Origin of the sequence: Pseudomonas sp. BF-R-30 (assembly GCF_019956175.1) — a bacterium.
In the GTDB taxonomy this organism is placed as follows: Bacteria; Pseudomonadota; Gammaproteobacteria; order Pseudomonadales; family Pseudomonadaceae; genus Aquipseudomonas; species Aquipseudomonas jessenii.
This window is the reverse complement of record NZ_JAHBDE010000001.1, coordinates 152,675-174,227: the sequence shown is the minus strand read 5'-3', so window position 1 is coordinate 174,227 and position 21,553 is coordinate 152,675. Positions and strand designations below refer to the sequence as shown.

The following is a 21,553-nucleotide window of genomic DNA, read 5'->3' as shown; positions in this document are numbered from 1 at the left end:
GCCGGAAGCATCATGTCATCCTGTAGGAGCGAGCCTGCTCGCGATGGCGGTGTATCAGTTGGCATCAATGTCGACTGACACTCAGCCATCGCGAGCAGGCTCGCTCCTACAGGGTTTTCTACTGGATTCACTGCACCGGCAGGAAATTCAGGAACAGCAGGCTCTGGGCATAGTTCACGCCGATGCGCCGGTAGCGTTCGTCGAGCATCCGGGTCAGCAGGTCCAGCCGGGCGACGATCTTGCCGAACTCGACGGCAAAGCTCAGGTTGCTGCCCTCCTCCGAGATTTCGTTGGAGAACAGCAAGGGCTGGCCCTCTTTGTTCTGTCGCTGGCTGAGGATCCAGGTGGCGATTTCGATATTGCGTGCGGCATTGCTGACAAATACCGGGTTGATCGTATCGGTCATGTAGAACTCGAGGCGATTGCCATGGGCGGTCACCAGCATGCTGCCGATGGCATAGATGAACGCCCCGACCCGGTCGCCCAGAAACTCCGGACTCATGGCAAAACGCAGGGCCGCGAGGTCCTTTTTGCCGCCCAGGGTCGGCAATGGTTGCTGCAGCTCAATGGCCATGCGCACTTGCTTGCCAGCGGTGCGGGCATCGAGGAAACCGGATTTTTTCAGCTCGTCGGGGTTACGCAGATAGAGCTTGCTCATCAGCAGGTAAAGACTGTTGAGGTTGTCGCGCATGGTCAGGGTGGCCATGCGGTCGACGCTGGTCTGCAGGAACTCCTGGGGTTTGCCTTCGCGCATCTGGTTGATGATGTCGCCGCCCTGCTGCTGGCTGCAACCGGTGACGTAGAGCATCGACAGACCTGCAAGCAGCAGGCAGTGACGGCGGATTTTAGTGGTGATCGTGGGTGAAACTCGAGCCATGGGTTCTTGGACTTGGGCATGGGCCGGCGGTGGGGATCGCCGCAGGCTGCCATGGATAGAGCCGGACATTTCGAAAAAGTGCAGTATCGGCACAGAGCAATCGATCACCGGCAAGGTGCAGCTCAAGAGTTCGCAACCTGCGGCGGAACCGATGGACTATTCTGGTGCCCACTGAAATAACCATCGGCATTCATAAAGGAGGTTTGCATGCGCACGCTTGAACTGGCTGGCACCAGGGTCCCGGTCATCGGCCAGGGGACTTGGCAGATGGGCGAAGACCGTTCACGGCACACGGAAGAAGTCGCGGCACTGCGCCTGGGTATCGAGCTGGGCATGACCCTGATCGACACTGCGGAAATGTACGCCGAAGGCGGTGCCGAGGAAGTGGTGCGCGATGCCATTGCCGGCCAGCGCGACAACGTCTTTCTGGTCAGCAAGGTGTACCCGCACAACGCCAGTCGCCAGGGCATTCCCCAGGCTTGCGAGCGAAGCCTGCGCAGGCTTGGCACCGATTACATCGACCTGTATCTGCTGCATTGGCGCGGTCAGTATCCCCTGGAAGAAACCGTCGACGCCTTCGAGCGCTTGCGTGAAGCCGGCAAGATTGGCCGTTGGGGCGTGTCCAACTTCGACCTCGACGACCTGCAGGAACTGGACGCCCCGGCCTGTGCCACCAATCAGGTGCTCTACAACCTGGAACAACGGGGCATAGAATTTGATTTGCTGCCCTGGAGCCAACAACGGCGGTTGCCGGTCATGGCTTACTGCCCGATTGGCCAAGGCGGTAAAATGCTTTTGGACGTCGCGCTCAAGCGGGTGGCCGCCCGTCATGGTGTCGCACCGGCACAGGTGGCGCTGGCATGGATACTGCGTCAGGAAGGAGTGATCGCCATCCCCAAGGCGGTCCGACTCGAACATGTACGCCTCAACGCCCAGGCCGCCACGTTGCAGCTTGAGCCCGGGGATCTGGAGGCGCTGGACCAAGCGTTTCACGCGCCACAACGCAAACAGCGGCTGGCCATGGTCTGAACCACCGCAGCCTGTCAGAGAGCTTCGCCATGAGAAGCACCGACCACCTGGACCCGTTCAATCTGCAACGTTTTCTCCAGGCTCAGGACCCGGTATTCGACCGGGTTCAAAACGAGCTGAACAACGGTCACAAGCGCAGTCACTGGATGTGGTTCATTTTTCCGCAGTTTACCGGGCTCGGCGACAGCGAGATGTCGCGCCGCTTTGCCATCCGCTCGCGGGAGGAAGCCCTGGCCTACCTTGAGCATCCGTTGCTGGGCGCCCGGCTGCGTACCTGCACCCAGGAAGTGCTGAACATCCGGGAGCGCTCGGTAGCGGGGATTTTCGGTCATCCCGACGACCTGAAGTTTCATTCCTCGATGACCCTGTTTGCCCAGGTCGCCGATGCCGACAACCTTTTCCAGCAAGCCTTGAACCAGTACTTCCACGGCATCCTGGATGACTGGACCCTGTCGCTGATGGACTCAAAACAGGCCCAGTTGCCCCCCAATCAGGGTTGAGAAGTCGTCGTCGACAAACGGCAGTATCGCGTCCGCCACCGGTTGCAGCTGCCGGGTGATGTAGTGGTCGTAATCGATGGGCGCGCTGCGCACTTCCAGCGGTTCAGGGCCGGCGACGGTGATCACGTAGCTGATCCAGCCGCCATTCTGGTACTGCCGCGGGCGACCCTGCCGGTCGTTGTACTCGTCAGCCAGACGCGCCGCGCGCACATGGGGCGGTACATTGCGCTGATAGTCATCGAGGGTGCGGCGCAGGCGTTTGCGGTAGATCAGCCGGTCATCGAATTCACCGGCCAGGGTCTTGCGCACGTAGTCACGCACATAATCCTGGTAGGGCTTGCGCAGGAAGATCCGCGAATACAGCTCCTGCTGGAACTGCCGGGCCAGCAGCGACCAGTCGGTGCGCACGGTTTCCAGGCCTTTGTAGACCATTTCGTCGCTGCCGTCCTCCCGGGTGACCAGCCCGGCATAGCGCTTTTTACTGCCTTCCTCGGCGCCGCGAATGGTCGGCATCAAAAAGCGCTTGTAGTGGGTTTCGAACTGCAATTCGAGAACGCTTTGCAGGCCGTACTCCTGCTGCACGTGTTCGCGCCACCACTGATTGACGTGCGCCACCAGCGCCTGGCCGATCTGCGCCGCCTCCTGCTGGCCATGGGCGCGACGCAGCCAGACGAAGGTCGAGTCGGTGTCGCCGTAAATCACCGCATGCCCCTGGGCTTCGATCAACTGGCGAGTGCGCAGCATGATCTCGTGCCCGCGCAAAGTGATGGACGACGCCAGGCGCGTGTCGAAGAAACGACAACCGCTGGAGCCGAGCACTCCGTAGAACGCGTTCATGATGATTTTCAGCGCCTGGGACAACGGCGCGTTGTGTTCGCGCTTGGCGGTTTCCCGGCCTTCGGCCACCCGAGCGACGATGGATGGCAGGCAATGCCGGGTGCGGGAAAAGCGCGCGCCACGAAAACCCGGCACCGACTCGCTGTCGTCCGGGTGCTTGAGCCCTTCAATCAGTCCCACGGGGTCAATCAGGAAGGTGCGGATGATCGACGGGTAGAGGCTCTTGTAGTCGAGCACCAGCACCGATTCGTACAGTCCCGGCTGCGAATCCATGACAAAACCGCCGGGGCTGGCTTCGGGTGGCTTGCCGCCGAGGTTCGGCGCCACGAAACCCTGACGGTGCATCAGCGGCATGTACAGGTGCGTGAACGCCGCCACCGAACCGCCCATGCGATCGGCCGGCAAACCGGTGACGCTGGCTCGCTCCAGCAGGAAGGTGAGCAACTCGGTCTTGGCAAAAATCCGCGTGACCAGTTCGCAGTCCTTGAGGTTGTATTTGGCCAGCGCCGGTTTGTCCTCGGCGAACATGCGATTGATTTCGTCCATGCGCTGGTACGGGTTGTCGATGGACTTGCCCTCTCCGAGCAAGGTTTGCGCGACGTTTTCCAGGCTGAACGAGGGGAAACTCCAGGTCGCCGAACGCAGGGCCTCGATACCGTCGATGATCAAGCGACCAGCGGCTGAAGCGAAGTAGTGATTACCGCTGCCGTGTTCGCGCCACTGCATTTCCTCGCCGCCACGCCCCAGTTTCAACGGCACCGCCAGGCGCCGGGCGTGTTCGTGGAGCACCCGCAAGTCGAACTGCACGACGTTCCAGCCGATGATCGCGTCGGGGTCGAACCGGGCAAACCAGTCGTTGAGTTTTTTCAGCAACAGGGTGCGCGAATCGCAGTATTCGAGCTGGAAATCCACCTGGCTATCGTCGCCATTGGGCGGACCGAGCATGTACACCTGGCGCTCGCCGCAGCCTTCCAGGGCGATGGAGTACAACTCGCCCTGGGCCGTGGTCTCGATGTCCAGGGACACCAGTTTCAGGCTCGGCCGGTAATCGGGGTCGGGTTTCATCTGCGCGTCGAGCAGCAGGCCCTCGACATCCGGTGTGCCACTGAAGCGCACCGGCGCGGTGATGAAGCGCTCCATCATGTAGCGTTCCGGCGGGCGCACGTCGGCTTCGAACACCTCGACACCGGCCCGGCGCAACGCGGTTTCCAGGCGCATCAACTGGCCATGTTGCTGGCAATAGAGACCGAGGACCGGGCGATGTTCGAAATCCTGCAGGGCCAGGGGCTTGAGCTCGACGTTTTTCTCGTCATGCAAAACACTTTCGGCGGGCTGACGCTGCACAGCCGGGATGAACGCCACCGACGGTTGATGAGGCAGGCGGATACGCCGGGGACCGCTGTCGGTCGCCAGCCAGAATTCGACTTCCGTACCGGCCGGGGTATCGCGCCAATGCCGGGTCAGGACGAAGCCCTGCTGTAGATCCACCACTGCAAACCTCGAAACTGATTCAGAGGGGGATTCTACCCGTCATCAGTCGCGATAGCGCGTGGCCCCGGGATTCAGGATGAACATAAATCCTGTGGGAGCGAGCCTGCTCGCGAAGGCGGTCTTACTGCCAACATCGTCGTTGAATGTTGAACCGCTTTCGCGAGCAGGCTCGCTCCCACAGTTAGCTTGCAGGCCTGAAATGAGGGTTTGCCAAAGAAAAACCGCCAAATGACGTTTTTTGCGTGTTATCTGCCGCTTTCGCCCTTGCCCTGAACGCTTGCGTCTACGATTCTTCAAGAACAACGACAACACCCGAGTAACCACCATGAAAACCGTCGCCCAACTGCTCAAGCTCAAAGATCAGAAGAATCAGGAAGTGCACCAGATCAAACCCGACCACATGGTGCTCGAAGCGCTGATGAAGATGGCCGAGAAAAACGTCGGCGCCTTGCTGGTGGTGGAAAATGATGAAGTGCTGGGCATCATCAGCGAACGGGACTACGCGCGCAAACTGGTGTTGCACGGCCGCTCTTCGGTGGGCACGCCGGTGCGCGACATCATGGTGTCACCGGTGATTACCGTCGACACCCATCAAACCGTGGATACCTGCCTGGGCATCATGTCCGATAGACGCCTGCGTCACTTGCCGGTTGTCGAAGGCGGCAAATTGATCGGCCTGCTGTCGATCGGTGACCTGGTCAAGGAAGCCATTGCCGAACAGGCTGAACTGATTCGCCAGCTGGAACAGTACATTCGCGGGGAATAAGTGCGGACACGTTGCATTCCACCTGTGGGAGCTGTGGCGAGGGGGCTTGCCCCCGTTTGAGTGCGCAGCACTCACAAGATCTTCGATACATCGGAAATTTTGGGGCTGCTTCGCAGCCCAACGGGGGCAAGCCCCCTCGCCACAGCCCGCTCCCACATTTGGTTCTCAGTGTCTTCAAGCCGGCCAATGCCGGGCGAACACCGGTGCCAGTGCCGGGTGGCGGTCGATGCGTTCCAGCCAGGCGAAAAACCCCGGCCGGGCGTTGCGCAAATGTTCCCGGCTGCCCGCCCATCGCGAGATCACCGCCGCCAACACATCCAGGCCCCCTGGTTTTTCGCTGCCCAGGTACAACTCACCCGAAAACTGATCGGCAAATACCTCCCAACTCCAGTGCAGGCGCCGGCGGGCGCCCTCCATGAGGTTCTGCCTGGACAACTCATCCGCCTCGGCCAGCCAGCGTTCGGGGTAATCAATGATGCCGATGGCCGCATAGCAATTGCTGACGATGTACGCCATGCCGCGAATGGCCTGGTCCCGCTCGGCCGGATCCTGCGGCAACAATCCCGATGCGGGAAAGGTGAGCCCGAGGTGGATCAGGATCGCCGCGCTCTCGGTCAGGACAGCGCCATCGGGTAGCTGCAAGGTCGGAATCTGTTTGAGCGGATTGAGCTTCTCCAGCGCCTGGGCCGCCTCCGCGGACGTCTCGACATCGATGAAGCGATAAGGAACATCACAGAGCTCAAGGGCGGCTTCGATGGCCGCCGCCCCGGAGTTCTGATGGCCGTAGAGCTGGTACATAAACGTCTCCTTGCATACCGTAACCTCTGCAGTGCCGCATCAAGCGTCGCGGCAGAGGAACGCGCCAGCTAACCAGTGTAGAAGCCACCACCCGCCACACCACGACCATCCGACGATCGCACCATCACGTTCACTTGGGGTGTGGCATCGGTCCTATCATTGCCGTCGATGTTCACCATCACCTCAATGAAGTTCTCTTAAAAAATCCCCGGCGTAACATCTGCTCCATACCCACCCATAAGCACCCCGGAGCACACCATCATGAAACGCCAAACCCTCCTCAGCATCGCTTTCTCGGTTTTCGCAGTTAACGCTTTCGCCGCAAACTCTGCTCAACCTGTAGTCGCTGAAGGCGGCTCGGATCGTCTGATTGAAAGCCGTGTGGCCGAGGGTGGTTCGGATCGCCTGATCGAAAACCGCGTCGCCGAAGGCGGTTCCGACAAACTGCTGCAAAACCGCGTCGCCGAAGGTGGTTCCGACAAGCTGTTGCAAAACCGCGTCGCTGAAGGTGGCTCCGACAAGCTCTTGCAAAACCGTGTCGCTGAAGGTGGCTCCGACAAGCTCCTGCAAAACCGCGTCGCTGAAGGTGGCTCCGACAAGCTCCTGCAAAACCGCGTCGCTGAAGGTGGTTCGGATCGTTTGATCGAAAGCCGCGCTGTCTGAATGCAGTGCCTGACCGCAGGACTCAATGAAAACCCGGCCTCACCCGCCGGGTTTTTTATGCTTTTTTTGCGCCGCGATTACTGCCCTGCCCGCGCCATGCAGCGCTGGTAGCGTTCATCGACTCGCTTGGCGAACCACGCGGTGGTGAGTTTGCGGGTGATTTTCGGGCTTTGCAGCACGATCCCGGGCAACACTTGACGGGGTAACGGCCGGCCCTCGGCCCGTTCGGCCAGTTCGAAAACCCGCCGATAGAGTTTGCTGTCTTCGAACGCCAGGGTGTTCCCCTCTTCCAGTTGTTCCCGGATCGTCGGATTGCGCATGTCCAGTTGCTTGCCGAGGGTACGCACGGCCAGTTCCGTGGTGCCGGGCATGATCGAACCGTAGCGCACCAGGTCGCCATCCAGCGCCAACGGGATACCGGAAGCCCGGCTCACCGCGTTCTGGAACGCGGCGTTACGGCTGGCGTACCAACCCGCGTTGAAGTCCGCAAAGCGGTACAACGGCTGTGGGTAGCTCACCGGATACCCGAGCAGATGCGCAATGCCGAAATACATGCCGCCGCGCCGGGTGAACACTTCACGACGAATCGAGCCCTTCACCGGGTACGGATAGCCCTTGGCCTGCTGCTCGGCAAAATCAATGCTGACCTGCATCGGCCCGCCGGTATGCACCGGGTTGAAGCCGCCGAACAGGGTCTTGCCCATCGGCACCATGCCGATGAAGTCATCGAAAACAGCGCTCAGCTCCTTTTCACTGCGCGCGGCATTCAGGCGGCTGCTGTAGCTTTTGCCGTTGGGCGAATCGAGCATTAACGCACCGCTCACCAACAGGCCGGGAATATGTGCCTTGGCGGCACGGCGGTCGATCTCGTCGCGGGCGATCTTGCCCAGGCCCGGTACGCTCGGATCGACCTGAAAGGTCGACTCCTGTTCAGTCACCGCCAGCACCGAGCACAGGTTTTGCGTGGTCGGCGAGATGTCTTGCGCGGTAAACGCCACCTGGATATCCGTGGCCCAACCCTGGCGATCGGCAGCCTTGGCCGGCAGCAAACGCACAATCTCGGCCTTCACTTCGGCCGGGCTGCGCGCCACCGGTTCCTGGGTCCGTTGGCTGCCGCAACCGGCCAATACCAGCAACACGGCGACGCTTGTGATCAATCTGATTTGCATGTCGTTCCATCTAATCCGTTGGTCCGGGCCAACCATACGACCAATGGCAGGTCAGCGGCTACGTCCGTGGCAGTCCGACGGTTGCCGCCCTCCCCGACTGGACCATACTTGATTCACGCAGCGAGGAGGACAGGTTCATGCACCGCAGCGACGTGTTGATCATCGGCGCCGGCCCCACCGGGCTGGTCCTGGCGTTGTGGCTGAGCAAACTCGGCGTGCGCGTGCGGATCGTCGACAAAACCTCCGCCCCCGGCACCACGTCCCGGGCGCTGGCCGTCCAGGCACGGACGCTGGAGTTGTATCGCCAGCTCGGACTGGACGACGCCGTGGTGCAAAACGGCCATCAAGTAACGGCCGGCAACTTCTGGGTAAAGGGTGAGCCCGTGGCGCGCCTGCCCCTGTCTCAGATCGGTGAAGGCCTGACGCCCTACTCGTTTCTCGAGATTTTCCCCCAGGACGAACACGAACGGCTACTGATCGAGCGCCTGAACGCTTTCGGTATCACGGTGGAACGCAACACCGAACTGGCGGGCTTCGAGCAAACCGCAGACGGCATCACGGCCACGCTGCACTTGCCCGACGGTCAGCAGGAAATCTGCCAGGCCTGTTACCTGGCTGGATGCGATGGTGCCCGGTCGATTGTGCGCAAAACCCTGGATACCGGCTTTCCCGGCGGGACTTACCAGCAGATTTTCTACGTCGCCGACGTACAGGGCAGCGGCCCGACATTCAACGGCGAACTGCATGTGGACCTCGACGAGGCAGACTTCCTCGCCGTGTTCCCGCTGGCCGGCAGTGGTCGCGCGCGCTTGATCGGCACGGTACGCGACGAACGCGCCGAACACGCCGAGACCCTGCGCTTCGAGGACGTCAGCAGCAGGGCCATCGAGCACATGAAGGTGAAGATCGAGCAACTGAACTGGTTTTCGACCTATCGCGTACATCATCGGGTGGCGGATCACTTCCGCAAAGACCGGGCGTTTTTACTGGGGGATGCCGCCCACGTGCACAGCCCGGCGGGCGGCCAGGGCATGAACACCGGGATTGGTGATGCGATCAACCTGGCCTGGAAACTGGCGGCCGTGTTGAGCGGCGGCGCAGAGGCCAGACTGCTCGACACCTATGAAACCGAGCGCATCGCGTTTGCCCGCAAACTGGTGGCCACCACCGACCGGGTATTTAACTTCGTCACCGCCGATGGGCGAATTGCCGACTTGCTGCGTACACGCCTGGCCCCGTTCTTGATACCGAAAATAACCTCGTTCGAAACCTCTCGCGAATTCATGTTTCGCACGGTGTCGCAGATCACCCTCAATTATCGTGGAATGCCGCTGAGCACGGGCGTTGCCGGGCACGTGCATGGTGGCGATCGCCTGCCCTGGGCCCATGACGGTGAGGGGGATAATTTTGAGTCGCTCAAGTGCCTGACCTGGCAGGTGCATGTCTATGGCGACACCAGCGACGAGATGATCGCCTGGTGCCACGAGCACCATTTGCCACTGCATGTGTTCGACTGGCGACCGGCGTTCGAAGCCGCGGGCCTGGGGCGCAACGGTTTTTATCTGTTGCGGCCCGATACCTATGTGGCGATTGCCGAAACTTGTGCGGACCCGAAAGTGATCGAACGGTATTTCCGTGATCACGGGATCCGGCCGTTTTTTGGCGCTCCCTGAGAACACCACATCTCCCTGTAGGAGCGAGCCTGCTCGCGATGGACTCAAGGGCGCCGCGTTTAGTCAGTAAACACGCGTCATCGTTAACGACCATCGCGAGCAAGCTCGCTCCTACAAGGGGGATATGCGCTGGTGCCTAGATCCCCGCCAGCGCCAGGTCCATCGCAAAGTACGTAAAGATCAGGTCTGCCCCGGCACGTTTGATCGCCCCCAGGCTCTCGCGCACCACACGGTCTTCATCGATGGCCCCGGCCTGGGCGGCAAACTTGATCATCGCGTACTCACCGCTCACCTGATAGGCCGACAGCGGCAGGCGCGAGGCTTCGCGGATGTCGCGGATGATGTCCAGGTATGCACCGGCCGGTTTGACCATCAGCGCATCGGCGCCTTCCTGTTCGTCGAGCAACGATTCGCGTATCGCTTCGCGGCGGTTCATCGGGTTCATCTGGTAGCTTTTACGGTCGCCCTTGAGCGCACTGCCGCCGGCCTCGCGGAACGGGCCATAGAGCGCCGAAGCAAATTTGGTCGAATAGGCCATGATCGCCGTCTGGGTAAACCCGGCGTCATCGAGCGCCCGGCGAATCGCCTGGACTTGCCCGTCCATGGCCGCCGAGGGTGCGATCACGTCGGCACCGGCCCGGGCCGCCGCGACGGCTTGCCTGCCGAGGTTGATCAGGGTCTGGTCGTTGTCGACTTCATGGTTGTGCAGCACGCCGCAATGGCCGTGGTCGGTGTACTCGCAAAAGCAGGTGTCTGACATTACGATCATTTCCGGCACCGCGTCCTTGGCGATGCGCGACATGCGCGAAACCAGGCCGTCCTCGCGCCAGGTGTCGCTGCCGCTGCTGTCCAGGTGGTGGGAGACGCCGAAGGTCATCACTGACTTGATCCCGGCACGGGCGTAGCGCTCGATTTCGCCGGCCAGCTTCGACTCGGGAATGCGCATCACGCCGGGCATGCTGTTGATCGGCACGAAGTCGTCGATTTCTTCTTCGACGAAAATCGGTAGTACCAGGTCGTTCAGGCTGAACTCGGTCTCCTGGAACAGGCTGCGCAGGCTCGCATTGCGGCGCAGACGGCGTGGGCGTGCTTCGGGGAACTGACTGGACATGGGTTTTCCTGAATTTCAGAGGACGAGATGTAGGAGCGAGCTTGCTCCGGGCGGCGTTCCGACGATGGTCGTAAACGATAACGCGCATTGTCTGAATGTTCGCGTTGCCCTTACGTTTTTCGCGAGCACGCTCGCTCCTACAGGCAAGAGGTTTAATTCGAGATTGGTTTCGGGATTTCCAGCCCGCGCACCACCGCCGGTCGCGCCAGGAAGCGTTCCAGCACCCGCGTGACGTTAGGGAAGTTCTGGATGCCCACCAGATCGCCGGCTTCATAGAAGCCGATCAGGTTGCGCACCCACGGGAAAATGGCAATGTCCGCGATGGTGTAGCGCTCGCCCATGATCCAGTCGCGCCCTTGCAGACGATCGTCCAGCACCTTGAGCAGGCGCCTGCTTTCCTCGACGTAGCGGTCACGGGGACGCTTGTCTTCATAGTCCTTACCGGCGAATTTGTTGAAAAACCCGAGCTGGCCGAACATCGGACCAATACCGCCCATCTGGAACATCAGCCACTGAATCGTTTCGTAGCGCGGTGCCGACTCCTGGGCCAGCAGTTGCCCGCTCTTATCGGCCAGGTAGATCAGAATCGCGCCCGACTCGAACAGCGCCAGCGGCCGGTCGTCCGGACCGTGGGGGTCGAGGATCGCCGGAATCTTGTTGTTGGGATTCAGGGAAAGAAATTCCGGGGACATCTGGTCGTTGGTGTCGAAGCCTACCCGGTGAGGTTCATACGGCAGGCCGATCTCTTCGAGCATGATCGAGACCTTGACGCCGTTGGGGGTCGGCAAGGAGTACAGCTGAATCCACTCCGGATACTGGGCAGGCCATTTGCGGGTGATGGGGAATGCGGACAAATCGGTCATGGGCACGATCCACGAAGACATTGAGAGTGACGATCATAATGTAGATATCGGCTCAGCGATCCCTTGAAGCCATCGATCTCGCTGATAGGCGAGATCAAAAGAAATCACGACTGTTTCAACGCCCTCCGGTGTAGCGTGTCCACAATTGTGCAACATCCTGTCGATAACCTTCGCTGCAAACCCGTGAAGGTTACCGGTACATTGCCGCCCACTCGGCCGGAATCGAACCAAACGGGCTCAGGGGACTCTGAGAACCACCCCTTTGATGACGGACCGGCTTCAATGACATGGAAAACACCCGACGCAGGACAATCGTGGTGTAGAGGTTTGTCAGCCTTAACCGAATTACGCTGAAGACCCTTTACACATGAACCTGTTCAATTTTGCCAAACGCTTCAAACATCGCGCTTACCTTTTGTTGCCCGCCTTATTGGTGGTCAGCGCGGTGTGCCTGACGCTGGAGTCCGGCCTGAGTCGCGCCCAACCGATGGATGGCACCCAGACGCTGGTCTTCCTGCGCCACGGGGAAAAACCCGCCGGAGGCCTGGGCCAGCTCAATTGCCAGGGACTGAACCGCGCCATCGACCTGGCCACGCTGCTGCCGGAAAAGTTCGGCAAGGCCAACTATGTGTTTGCGGCGAACCCGACGCGGAACGTCGAGGAAGGCGAGCTCGACAATTCCTACAGCTACATCCGCCCACTGATGACCATCAGCCCTAGCGCCATCAAGCTTGGCCTGCCAGTGAACATCAACTTTTCCGCCAATGACACCAGTGACCTGGCCGATGAACTGCTCCACGACAAGTACCACAATGCGGTCATCTACACGGCCTGGTCCCACGGCTATCTGCCGGAGCTGATCAACAAGGTAGCCGGCGACGCCACCGGCAAGAAAATGACCATCACGGATGACTGGGAGTCCAGCGACTACGACTCGCTGTATGTACTCACCCTGACCTGGCACAACGGCAAGGCCAGCTTGCAGAGCCAGGTGTACAAGCAAGGCCTGGATAATGGTGCCGAAACTTGCCCGACCTGACGTTGCGCATCGTTTGATAGGGCCTCATCGCGAGCAGGCTCGCTCCCACACTGGATCTGCGCAGCACACAAAAAATGTGATCACCGAAGATCTACTGTGGGAGCGAGCCTGCTCGCGATAGGGCCAGTAAAACCGACATCACTTTCGTTGATTCACCCGCTCACGCAGATACTCGAGAACCGCCCCCCGCTCCCCGGCAAACTCGATCCGCGCGTCTTTCTTCTCCCGCTGAAACGCATACATCGGATCGTAATACTCGCACAGCAGGCCTTCGATCCAGCCCCGGTGCAGATCCACCGCGCCACTGCGGGCCTGCTCGGCCAACGCATCCTCCATCAAAACCAGCATGCGCCGATGACGTTCGCCACCCAGGCGCTTCTGCACATTGTTCAGGCTTGCCAGCAAGCGTTCGGAAAACAGCGCAAAGCCCTCCTCGCCATGCACGTCGATGAATTCGGCACACAGATCCACCACGTAATCGCGCAGGATCCGCTCGACCCGCCCTTCCAGGCTGTCTTCAAGCCACACCATCGGAAACTGCTGCATGCCCTGGTAAAGCGGTAACGGCAAGGCACAACTGCCCACCGCACGGCTTTCGTCTTCCAGTACGAACTGCTCGATGCCCCGGGCGCGTTTTTTCAGTACGTCTACGGCCAAGCGGTTTTCGAAGTCGATATTCGAGGGTTGGCCCGTGGCGCGCTTGCCGAAACTGGAGCCGCGATGGTTGGCATGACCTTCAAGGTCCACGGCGTTGTCGAGTTGCGTGAGCACCTCGGTTTTGCCGGTGCCGGTCATCCCGCCCAGCAAGACGAAATTGCACTGGGTCACGGCTTGATCGAGGGTGTCCAGCAGGAAGGTGCGCATGGCCTTGTAGCCACCGCCCACCCGTGGATAGTCGATGCCGGCCTCGTCCTTGAGCCATTGCTGGACAATCTGCGAGCGCAGGCCGCCGCGAAAGCAATACAGCAAGCCATCCGGATGCGCCCGGGCAAAATCGGCCCAGGCCTGGATGCGTTCGGCCTTGACCGCGCCCGATACCAGTTGATGCCCCAGCACGATGGCCGCTTGCTGGCCGTGCTGCTTGTAGCAGGTGCCGACCCGCTGGCGTTCATGGTCATTCATCAACGGCAGGTTGATCACGCCGGGAAACGCACCCTTGTTGAATTCAACGGGCGCGCGGGCGTCCATCATTGGCCGGTCGTTGAGGAAGATGTCGCGGTAATCAGTGCAGTCGACGAACATCAAAACACCTCGACTGCGTTGCTCTGTCGCTCGACCAGTTCACCGATCGGTTCCAGGCTCAGGCCCAGTTCGGCGGCCACCGAGAGGAATTGCTCGTTGCCTTGAGGCGTCACCGCAATCAGCAGGCCACCGCTGGTCTGCGGGTCGCAAAGCACACGTTTGTGCAGCTCCTGAAGGCGTCCGAGCTTGCTGGCGTAGCTGTCGAAATTGCGCAGAGTCCCGCCCGGTACGCAGCCTTGTTCCAGGTAGTACTCCACCCCCGGCAGGCGCGGTACGCGGTCATATTCAATGCGCGCCGTGAGCTGGCTGCCGTCGGCCATTTCCACCAGGTGCCCGAGCAGGCCGAAACCGGTGACGTCAGTCATCGCGGTCACACCGTCGAGCTTGCCGAAACGGCTGCCGGGTTTGTTCAGGGTGCACATCCAGTCCCGGGCCAGGCCGATGTCGGCGTTGCGCAATTTGCCCTTTTTCTCGGCCGTGGTAAGGATGCCGATCCCCAGGGGCTTGGTGAGGTAGAGCAGGCAACCGGCCGTGGCGGTGTCGTTGCGCTTCATGTGGCGCTTTTCCACCAGACCGGTGACGGCCAGGCCAAAGATCGGTTCTGGCGCGTCGATGGAGTGCCCACCTGCCAACGGGATGCCCGCCGCGTCACACACCGAACGACCGCCGCGTATCACTTCCCGGGCAACTTCCGGAGCCAGCACGTTCACCGGCCAGCCCAGAATCGCAATCGCCATCAACGGATCGCCGCCCATCGCATAGATGTCGCTGATGGCATTGGTGGCGGCAATTCGACCGAAATCGAAGGGATCGTCGACGATCGGCATGAAAAAGTCGGTGGTCGAGACCACGCCGCGTTCATCATCGATTGCATACACCGCCGCATCATCGCGCGAGGCATTGCCGACCCAAAGTTTCGGGTCGAGGTTCTGCGCCCCACTGCCGGCCAGGATCACTTCCAGCACCTGGGGAGAAATCTTGCAACCGCATCCAGCGCCGTGGCTGTATTGAGTCAGGCGAATCGGCTCGCTCATAGGGGTACCTCATTGGGTCAATGGGCCGATTCTAGCAGAGCGAGGCATGCGCAAGGCGTTGCGCGGCCATGGACCTTGTGGGAGCGAGCCTGCTCGCGAAAGCGGTGTGTCAGGCACATCCATGCTGGATGTGCCATCGCCTTCGCGAGCAGGCTCGCTCCCACATTGATCGCGGTTATGGCAACAGAATCACTTTGTCACCACTGCCCTGATTCACCTCGGCATAACGCTCCAGGCCTTCGGCCAATGGCGACTCGAACAAGCCCTGGGGCAACGGCAACAGGTCTTGATCGAAGAACCGGCCGAACTGTTCGAGCATCGCCGCACACGCCTGCACCCCGTACAGCAACGAGTTGATCCCCACAACCGAGCCACCCTTGCGATACAACGCCAGGGCCGGCAACTGCACGTGACCGTCCACGGGCGCCGCGATGATCGCAATGCGGCCGAACGCGGCCAGGGCCGCTACCGAGGCCGGCAACCAGAAACCGGTGGTGTCGAAAATCACGTCGGCGCCGCCGGCATACACCGCGTTGACCTGTGCGCCCAGGTCTTCGGGTTTATCCAGTTGCAGGGTCTGGTAGCCCTGGTCCTGCAAATCCTTGACCTGCTCCGGACGCCGCGCGGCCGCCAACACCCGGGCACCGCGCACCTTGGCCAAGGCCAGCGCGGCACTGCCGACTGCCCCGCCACCGATGACCAGCAATCGGGTTTCGGCCGTCACCAGGCTGCGCTCCAGCGCATCCCACGCCGTGGTGTACGGCACGCCGAGGCTGGCAGCCTGGGCAAAGCTCAGATGCGTAGGTTTGAGCGCCACGCCGTTGGCCGGCAGCTTGACGAACTGCGCGTGGGAACCGTCGGCGAAAAAGCCCAGTTCCTTGCCCGTGCCCCAGACTTCCCGACCGATCATCGCCTGCGGGCCGGCCACGACAACACCGGCAAAGTCACGACCGGGAATCCGCGGCAAGGTGGTGTAGGGAAAACGTCCCAGCACGTTCTTCACATCGCTGGGGTTGAGGCCAGCGGCCTTGATCTCGACCAGCACTTCATCGGCGCCGGGGACGGGGGTAGGCACCTCAACGTAGCGTAGGGCCGAGAGATCACCGGTTTTATCGAATTGCAGAGCTTTCATGGGCGTATCCATCGAGTCGAAAAGGGTTCAGGAGATCCAGCCAGCCACCAGCCCCCGCCCCATCGGCCAGAGTTTTTCGCCGGCGAGCATGCCGAGCAGGCCCACCAGGGCGATGGCCGGGGGTGCGGGGGAACGAAAATCCAGGGCGCCGTAGAGCAGACCGACGCCCAGACCGATGGCCAATGACACGAGGTAGTTCATGGCAGACTCTGGGGCAATTGAGGTATGCGCCAAGTCTAGGGGGCGACGCCTTTGATCATCGGTCAAGTGCTTCTGAATTTCGGCCAAAGCCTGGCTTCGACGAAATCAGTCCTGGCGTTGCGCCGCAGGAAACTGCGAAGGGGCAACGCCCAGCTCACGACGAAACATGTCGCTGAAGCTGCTCGGCGAATATCCCAGCTCCCGGGCAATCGCGCTGACCGGTACGCCCTGGATCAGCTCGGCCACCGCCGTCGCCAATTGCACCTGACGCCGCCACTCGGCGAAGCCCATGCCCAAACCGTCCTTGAACAGCCGCGCCAGGGTGCGCACGCTGGCTCCGGCGCTATCCGCATGTTGTTCGAAAGGAATGCCCAGTGAAGGCGCGGCCATGACCGCCTGACACAGGTTCATCAGCCGTCGGTCGGAATCGTCCGGCAGCGGAATTTTCAGCAGCGAACGCCTGGCCCGCTTGAGTTCCAGCAGCGCCAGGCCCACCAGCGCGTCGTAATACTCGGGCGCCCCGTCGTTACCCTGCTCCACCAGCCCGACGATCAGCTCGCGCAACAAACCGCCGACCTCGATCACCTGAACGCTGTCATCCAGGGTCGCCGCCAGGGACGGCCGCAGGTAGATATTGCGCATTTGCAGGTCCGATACCACACGGATGCCATGCGGCACGCCGGGCGGCAACCACACCGCCCGTTGCGGAGGCACCACCAGCGCCTCATGCGGCGTCTCGACCCACATCACCCCGCTCATCGCATACAGCAACTGGCCCCAGACGTGCTCATGGGGCTCGATATACAACCCGCGCGGATAGGTGCGGGCCAGCGGTTGCACAGGCACATCGGTGTCACTCAGGTCAGGTGGTGCGGCGAGGGCCATGGTCTATGTTCATTGGGTACGGGAAGGCTCCATGGTAACGAGGCGCCGAACGTGTCGCCAGCAACCGCCGGTATCCGACAATCCGAGTGAATTTTTCTGATGGCGCGCGATCCTTTTATGTACAACAGGGAGGAACCGGGGGCTTTATGAACAGTGCAAAATTATTCGTCATCGAGTACACCCTCCATGGTGCTCCGAAATCATTCATCATCCGACTGGAAAAAATGGATAACGCAGAAGCCTGGCATTGGGCGAGTTGTGACGCGGGGGTGGGGCGAATCCCCCGATTCGGACGCGAAAAGGTGCAAAAGACCAGCAAGCCGATGGCTGAAAAGTTCGGCGTGGAAAACGTCAAGTGGCGGCCGGCGAACTAATATCCGGTAACCATCAGGTTCGGGGGAAGGGATATGAGCGCAGCACCCGTCAACAGCCCTGCGCAACTGGACTACGGTCTGGACACGCCGAGCGGCCGCGTCACCATTAGCACCGAGTGCCGGATCGGACTGGAACAGGTCGAAAATGACCCATTCTGCTTCGCCATACGCGTCCCGGCGCCACTGCCGGAAGATCTGGAGCAAGCCAAGACCCTGGTGCTGCGGGTCGAAGGGCGGCGCTTGCAAGGCACCGTCCGCCACAGCGAACGCCTGGAAGATGACAGCCTCAGGCTGGAAGTGGAGCCGGACTAGGCTCCACTTTTGCTTATGCCGTGGTTTTCAGTGGGCACACTTGCAGTCTTTATGAGCGCACTCCTCGCCATGCTCATGGTGTTTGGCGCAGGCTTCACAGCAGTAATGCTTGCCGTGACGGGCAATCGGATGTTCACCGAGTTTGCAGGTACATTTCGCACAATCGCAGATACTTTCACGGTCAATCATGGAGCTGACTCCTCTAGCAAGGTCGTCCAGTGCTCGGATGCACAGAATAAGTGTAGTGGCTGTCGCTCCTGCCTATCAAAAATCCCACAGGTCTTGTCTCTGCTCCGTCAGATACGGAACTGCCCGACCAGGCTGCCCAGGCGCTGACCGAGGTCGGCCAGGCTGCGAGAGGTTTGCGCGCCGAGTTGGGTTTCGTCGGCGACGCTGTCCACCGCCACGGCAATCTGATGCACGCTGCGATTGATCTCTTCGGCCACGGCGGTCTGCTCTTCGGCGGCACTGGCGATCTGTGCGTTCATCGAGTTGATGGTCGCGATCAGCTGAGCCATGGTGTCCAGCGAAGCCCCCGCCTCGTTGGCCTGGGCCGAGGTGCCGTCGCCGGCCTCGCTGGAGCGACGCATCGCCTCCACCGCCGACTGGGTGCCGGCCTGCAAACGGTCGATCATGCCCTGGATTTCCTGGGTGCTGATTTGTGTACGGCTGGCCAGCGCCCGCACTTCATCGGCCACCACCGCAAAGCCGCGCCCGGCCTCGCCGGCGCGGGCGGCTTCGATGGCCGCGTTGAGCGCCAGCAGGTTGGTCTGCTCGGCAATCGAGCGGATCACCCCGAGCACGCTGACAATCGACGACACGTCTTTTTGCAGGCTGTCCAGGGACACGCCGCTGCTGCGGATGTCGTCCACCAGGGCATGGATCTTCTCGATGCTGCCGGCCACAACACGCTTGGCCGCCTGCCCTTCTTCGTCGGTCTGCTGGGCTGCTACCGCGGCGTTCTGCGCGCTCTTGGCCACTTCCTGGGCCGCCGCCGACATTTCGTTGATCGCTGTGGCCACCTGATCGGTTTCGTGACGCTGGCGTTCCATGGCCTGGTCCGAACGGTTGGCCTGGTCGGACACCTGGTTCACCAGCCCGGTCAGTTGCGAGGTCATTTCGGTGATCTGCCGTACCAGGCCGTGGATCTTGTCGACGAAACGGTTGAACGAACCGGCCAGTTCACCGAGCTCGTCCTGACTGGTGATGGTCAGGCGGCGGGTCAGATCGCCCTCGCCCGCCGCGATGTCGTCGAGGTTGGCTTTCATCAGATGCAGCGGACGCAGAATGGTGTTGGCCAGCAACATCCCGGCAGCAGCGATCACCAACAGCACCACGACTGCTACGCCAACGATACTCAGCACCATGCCTTGCATGCGCTCCTGGACCTTGGCTTCGACCACGGCCACTTGTGCTTCGATGCCGTCGAGGTTGACCGCGGTGCCGACCGCCATGTCCCACTTCGGCAGGTATTCTGTGTAGCCGAGCTTGGGCACCAGCACCTGGGTGTTGCCAGGCAATGGCGAGCTGTATTGCAGGTAGTGCGTACCGTCCTTGGCGACTTTCACCAGGTCGCGGTTGACGTAGACACCGTTCGGGTCGCGGTTGTCCTTGAAGCTCTGGCCCACGCCCTCGGGGCTATTGGCCTTGAACAGGCGCACGGTGTTGGAGTCGTAGCCGAAGAAGTAACCGTCCTTGCCGTAGGTGATGCTCGACAGCAGCTTGATCACTTGGGCCCGCGCCGCCTCATCGCCGGGGGCGGCGGCGTCGTAGAGCGGTTTGATCGTGGTCATGGCCACGGCCACGTAGCTTTGCAAGGTTGCCTTGGCATCGCTGAGCAGGCGCTCGCGGGTCTGCTCGACTTCCTTGCGCGCCTGATCCTGAAGAATGAACAGCGTGGTCAGGCTGATGACCAGCGCAAACAGCAACACCGGGAGGACGGCAAGGGACAGGACTTTTGCCTTGAGGCTCATGCGCATGACGTTCACTCTTTTGATTTTTGTTGGCGTGGTTAAAAGCTTTAACGGCACGCCGGGTCAAAAGTTGAACGCGGTGAAATTAACTTGCGAGCCCCTGTAGGAGCGAGCCTGCTCGCGATGGTCGTTAACGATGCCGCGTGTTTACTGACTAAACGCAGCGCTCTTGGGTCCATAGCGAGCAGGCTCGCTCCTACAGGGGTATCGGGGTTAGAGGACCATCGCCGCCACCCAGCCAAACGCCAGCAACGGCAGGTTGTAATGCAGGAAGGTCGGGACCACGGTGTCCCAGATGTGATGGTGCTGGCCGTCGATGTTCAGGCCGGAAGTCGGGCCCAGGGTCGAGTCGGAAGCCGGTGAACCGGCGTCGCCCAGGGCACCGGCCGTGCCGACGATGCACACGATCGCCAACGGGCTGAAGCCCAGTTGCACGCACAGCGGCACGAAGATCGCCGCCAGGATCGGCACGGTGGAGAACGACGAGCCGATGCCCATGGTCACCAGCAACCCCACCAGCAACATCAGCAAGGCGCCAATGCCTTTGCTGTGATCGATGTACGACGCCGACGACTCGACCAGCGTCTGCACCTCACCGGTGGCCTTCATCACTTCGGCAAAACCCGAGGCGGCGATCATGATGAAGCCGATCATCGCCATCATTTTCATGCCTTCGGTGAACAGGTCGTCGGTGTCACGCCATTTGACAATGCCCGACACCGAGAAGATCAGGAAGCCGACCAGCGCACCGATGATCATCGAATCGAGCAACAACTGAATGATGAACGCCGCCGCGATGGCCACGCCGGCCACCATCAGGCTCAGCGGGTTGTATTGCACCGCCACTTGCTCGACCTGTTCGATCTTCGCCAGGTCGTAGACACGCTTCTTGCGGTAGCTGACAAACGCGATCAGCAGGCCCGCCACCATGCCCAGGGCCGGAATGCCCATGGCGTGGGTCACGTTGATGCCGCTGATGTCCACGCCGCTGCGGGCGACGTTGGCCAGCAGGATCTCATTGAGGAAGATGTTGCCGAAGCCCACCGGCAGGAACATGTAGGGCGTGATCAGGCCGAAGGTCATGACGCAGGCGATCAGTCGACGGTCCAGTTGCAGCTTGGTCAGCACATAAAGAAGCGGCGGCACCAGCAACGGAATAAACGCGATATGTATCGGCAAGATGTTCTGCGAGGCGATGGCCACGACCCAGAGCAGGCCAATCAGTAGCCATTTGACCTGGCCACCGCCGCTGGCGTGCTGGCGGTCGACCATGGCCAGGGCCTTGTCGGCCAGCGCATGGGCCATGCCGGACTTGGCAATGGCCACGGCGAAAGCGCCGAGCAAGGCGTAGGACAACGCCACCGTCGCCCCGCCACCGAGGCCGCTGTTGAAAGCCTTGAGCGTCGCCTCGATTCCCAGGCCACCGGTCAAGCCACCGACCAGCGCACCGACGATCAGGGCGATCACCACATGCACGCGGGACAGGCTGAGGATCAGCATGATGCCGACCGCGGCAATTACTGCATTCATTTCATTACCTCGATACAAACGAAAAGACTCCGTCCGGCAGTCTGCGAAGAGCCA

General features: G+C 61.2%; 21 protein-coding genes and 2 pseudogenes. 8 read left to right on the top strand and 15 right to left on the bottom strand.

The window, feature by feature from the left end; genetic code table 11:
• Positions 1-127: 127 nt before the first annotated feature.
• Complete coding sequence (locus KGB20_RS00655; RefSeq protein ID WP_057716584.1) at positions 128-877, bottom strand: hypothetical protein; 750 nt, start codon at positions 875-877, stop codon at positions 128-130.
• A gap of 207 nt (positions 878-1,084) precedes the next feature.
• On the opposite strand from KGB20_RS00655, the gene KGB20_RS00650 reads away from it, so the two are divergent.
• A complete protein-coding gene (locus KGB20_RS00650; RefSeq protein ID WP_223531768.1) occupies positions 1,085-1,906 on the top strand; it encodes an aldo/keto reductase in 822 nt (273 codons plus the stop codon).
• A 29-nt stretch (positions 1,907-1,935) separates the two neighbouring features.
• Entirely contained in the window at positions 1,936-2,406 is a 471-nt protein-coding gene (locus KGB20_RS00645) for a DUF1810 domain-containing protein (protein ID WP_223531766.1), read from the top strand.
• Here KGB20_RS00645 and KGB20_RS00640 read toward each other — a convergent pair.
• A complete protein-coding gene (locus KGB20_RS00640) occupies positions 2,371-4,731 on the bottom strand; it encodes a DNA polymerase II (protein WP_223531764.1) in 2,361 nt (786 codons plus the stop codon). The two genes, KGB20_RS00645 and KGB20_RS00640, sit on opposite strands and share 36 nt — an antisense overlap.
• Before the next feature lie 328 nt (positions 4,732-5,059).
• Here KGB20_RS00640 and KGB20_RS00635 point away from each other — a divergent pair, with 328 nt between their 5' ends.
• Positions 5,060-5,500, top strand: a complete 441-nt coding sequence (locus KGB20_RS00635) for a CBS domain-containing protein (RefSeq protein ID WP_007976812.1) — start codon at positions 5,060-5,062, stop codon at positions 5,498-5,500.
• A 174-nt stretch (positions 5,501-5,674) separates the two neighbouring features.
• Here KGB20_RS00635 and KGB20_RS00630 read toward each other — a convergent pair whose 3' ends face one another.
• The gene (locus KGB20_RS00630) at positions 5,675-6,298 is read right to left on the bottom strand and encodes a glutathione S-transferase family protein (protein ID WP_057714019.1); all 624 of its coding nucleotides are present in this window, start codon (positions 6,296-6,298) and stop codon (positions 5,675-5,677) included.
• Positions 6,299-6,559: 261 nt separating this feature from the next.
• Between KGB20_RS00630 and KGB20_RS00625 the strand changes: the two genes are divergently transcribed.
• On the top strand, positions 6,560-6,961 hold the full coding sequence (locus KGB20_RS00625; RefSeq protein WP_223531762.1) for a hypothetical protein: 402 nt from the start codon (positions 6,560-6,562) through the stop codon (positions 6,959-6,961).
• Between the two features lie 77 nt (positions 6,962-7,038).
• Here KGB20_RS00625 and KGB20_RS00620 read toward each other — a convergent pair whose 3' ends face one another.
• Complete coding sequence (locus tag KGB20_RS00620) at positions 7,039-8,130, bottom strand: DUF1615 domain-containing protein (RefSeq protein WP_223531760.1); 1,092 nt, start codon at positions 8,128-8,130, stop codon at positions 7,039-7,041.
• 137 nt (positions 8,131-8,267) lie between these two features.
• On the opposite strand from KGB20_RS00620, the gene KGB20_RS00615 reads away from it, so the two are divergent.
• Complete coding sequence (locus KGB20_RS00615) at positions 8,268-9,803, top strand: FAD-dependent oxidoreductase (protein WP_223531758.1); 1,536 nt, start codon at positions 8,268-8,270, stop codon at positions 9,801-9,803.
• 136 nt (positions 9,804-9,939) lie between these two features.
• Here KGB20_RS00615 and hemB read toward each other — a convergent pair whose 3' ends face one another.
• Both hemB and KGB20_RS00605 read right to left on the bottom strand, forming a co-directional pair.
• Entirely contained in the window at positions 9,940-10,914 is a 975-nt protein-coding gene (gene hemB / locus KGB20_RS00610) for a porphobilinogen synthase (protein WP_090456805.1), read from the bottom strand.
• A 152-nt stretch (positions 10,915-11,066) separates the two neighbouring features.
• The gene (locus KGB20_RS00605) at positions 11,067-11,777 is read right to left on the bottom strand and encodes a glutathione S-transferase family protein (protein ID WP_223531756.1); all 711 of its coding nucleotides are present in this window, start codon (positions 11,775-11,777) and stop codon (positions 11,067-11,069) included.
• A gap of 367 nt (positions 11,778-12,144) precedes the next feature.
• On the opposite strand from KGB20_RS00605, the gene KGB20_RS00600 reads away from it, so the two are divergent.
• Positions 12,145-12,816: a histidine phosphatase family protein gene (locus tag KGB20_RS00600; RefSeq protein WP_223531754.1), complete on the top strand. Its 672-nt coding sequence runs from the start codon at positions 12,145-12,147 to the stop codon at positions 12,814-12,816.
• Between the two features lie 138 nt (positions 12,817-12,954).
• Here the strand turns inward: KGB20_RS00600 and mnmH are convergent, their stop codons facing one another.
• The 5 genes from mnmH to KGB20_RS00575 all read right to left on the bottom strand — a co-directional run bounded on the left by mnmH (position 12,955) and on the right by KGB20_RS00575 (position 17,310).
• Positions 12,955-14,058 (bottom strand): tRNA 2-selenouridine(34) synthase MnmH, encoded by a 1,104-nt coding sequence (gene mnmH / locus KGB20_RS00595; RefSeq protein ID WP_223531752.1) that lies wholly within the window; start codon positions 14,056-14,058, stop codon positions 12,955-12,957.
• A complete protein-coding gene (gene selD / locus KGB20_RS00590; RefSeq protein WP_057714011.1) occupies positions 14,058-15,092 on the bottom strand; it encodes a selenide, water dikinase SelD in 1,035 nt (344 codons plus the stop codon). Before selD ends, mnmH begins: the two co-directional genes overlap by 1 nt.
• A gap of 175 nt (positions 15,093-15,267) precedes the next feature.
• Positions 15,268-16,224, bottom strand: a complete 957-nt coding sequence (locus KGB20_RS00585; protein ID WP_223531750.1) for a zinc-binding alcohol dehydrogenase family protein — start codon at positions 16,222-16,224, stop codon at positions 15,268-15,270.
• 27 nt (positions 16,225-16,251) lie between these two features.
• Complete coding sequence (locus KGB20_RS00580) at positions 16,252-16,425, bottom strand: DUF1427 family protein (protein ID WP_079246732.1); 174 nt, start codon at positions 16,423-16,425, stop codon at positions 16,252-16,254.
• Between the two features lie 105 nt (positions 16,426-16,530).
• Positions 16,531-17,310 (bottom strand): AraC family transcriptional regulator, encoded by a 780-nt coding sequence (locus KGB20_RS00575; RefSeq protein WP_223531747.1) that lies wholly within the window; start codon positions 17,308-17,310, stop codon positions 16,531-16,533.
• A 146-nt stretch (positions 17,311-17,456) separates the two neighbouring features.
• Here KGB20_RS00575 and KGB20_RS00570 point away from each other — a divergent pair, with 146 nt between their 5' ends.
• Positions 17,457-17,684, top strand: a complete 228-nt coding sequence (locus KGB20_RS00570; RefSeq protein WP_057714008.1) for a DUF6555 family protein — start codon at positions 17,457-17,459, stop codon at positions 17,682-17,684.
• Between the two features lie 33 nt (positions 17,685-17,717).
• Complete coding sequence (locus KGB20_RS00565; protein WP_223531745.1) at positions 17,718-17,996, top strand: hypothetical protein; 279 nt, start codon at positions 17,718-17,720, stop codon at positions 17,994-17,996.
• Between the two features lie 27 nt (positions 17,997-18,023).
• Here the strand turns inward: KGB20_RS00565 and KGB20_RS00560 are convergent, their stop codons facing one another.
• From KGB20_RS00560 to KGB20_RS00550, 4 genes and pseudogenes are all read right to left on the bottom strand, one after another.
• A complete protein-coding gene (locus KGB20_RS00560) occupies positions 18,024-18,185 on the bottom strand; it encodes a metallothionein (protein WP_081015030.1) in 162 nt (53 codons plus the stop codon).
• Positions 18,186-18,292: 107 nt separating this feature from the next.
• A pseudogene (locus KGB20_RS29185) lies at positions 18,293-18,883 on the bottom strand (methyl-accepting chemotaxis protein); the annotation flags it as partial.
• A 315-nt stretch (positions 18,884-19,198) separates the two neighbouring features.
• Positions 19,199-19,969 (bottom strand): annotated as a pseudogene (locus KGB20_RS29180) (cache domain-containing protein); the annotation flags it as partial.
• 213 nt (positions 19,970-20,182) lie between these two features.
• A complete protein-coding gene (locus KGB20_RS00550; RefSeq protein WP_056722503.1) occupies positions 20,183-21,499 on the bottom strand; it encodes a Na+/H+ antiporter family protein in 1,317 nt (438 codons plus the stop codon).
• Between the last annotated feature and the right edge of the window lie 54 nt (positions 21,500-21,553).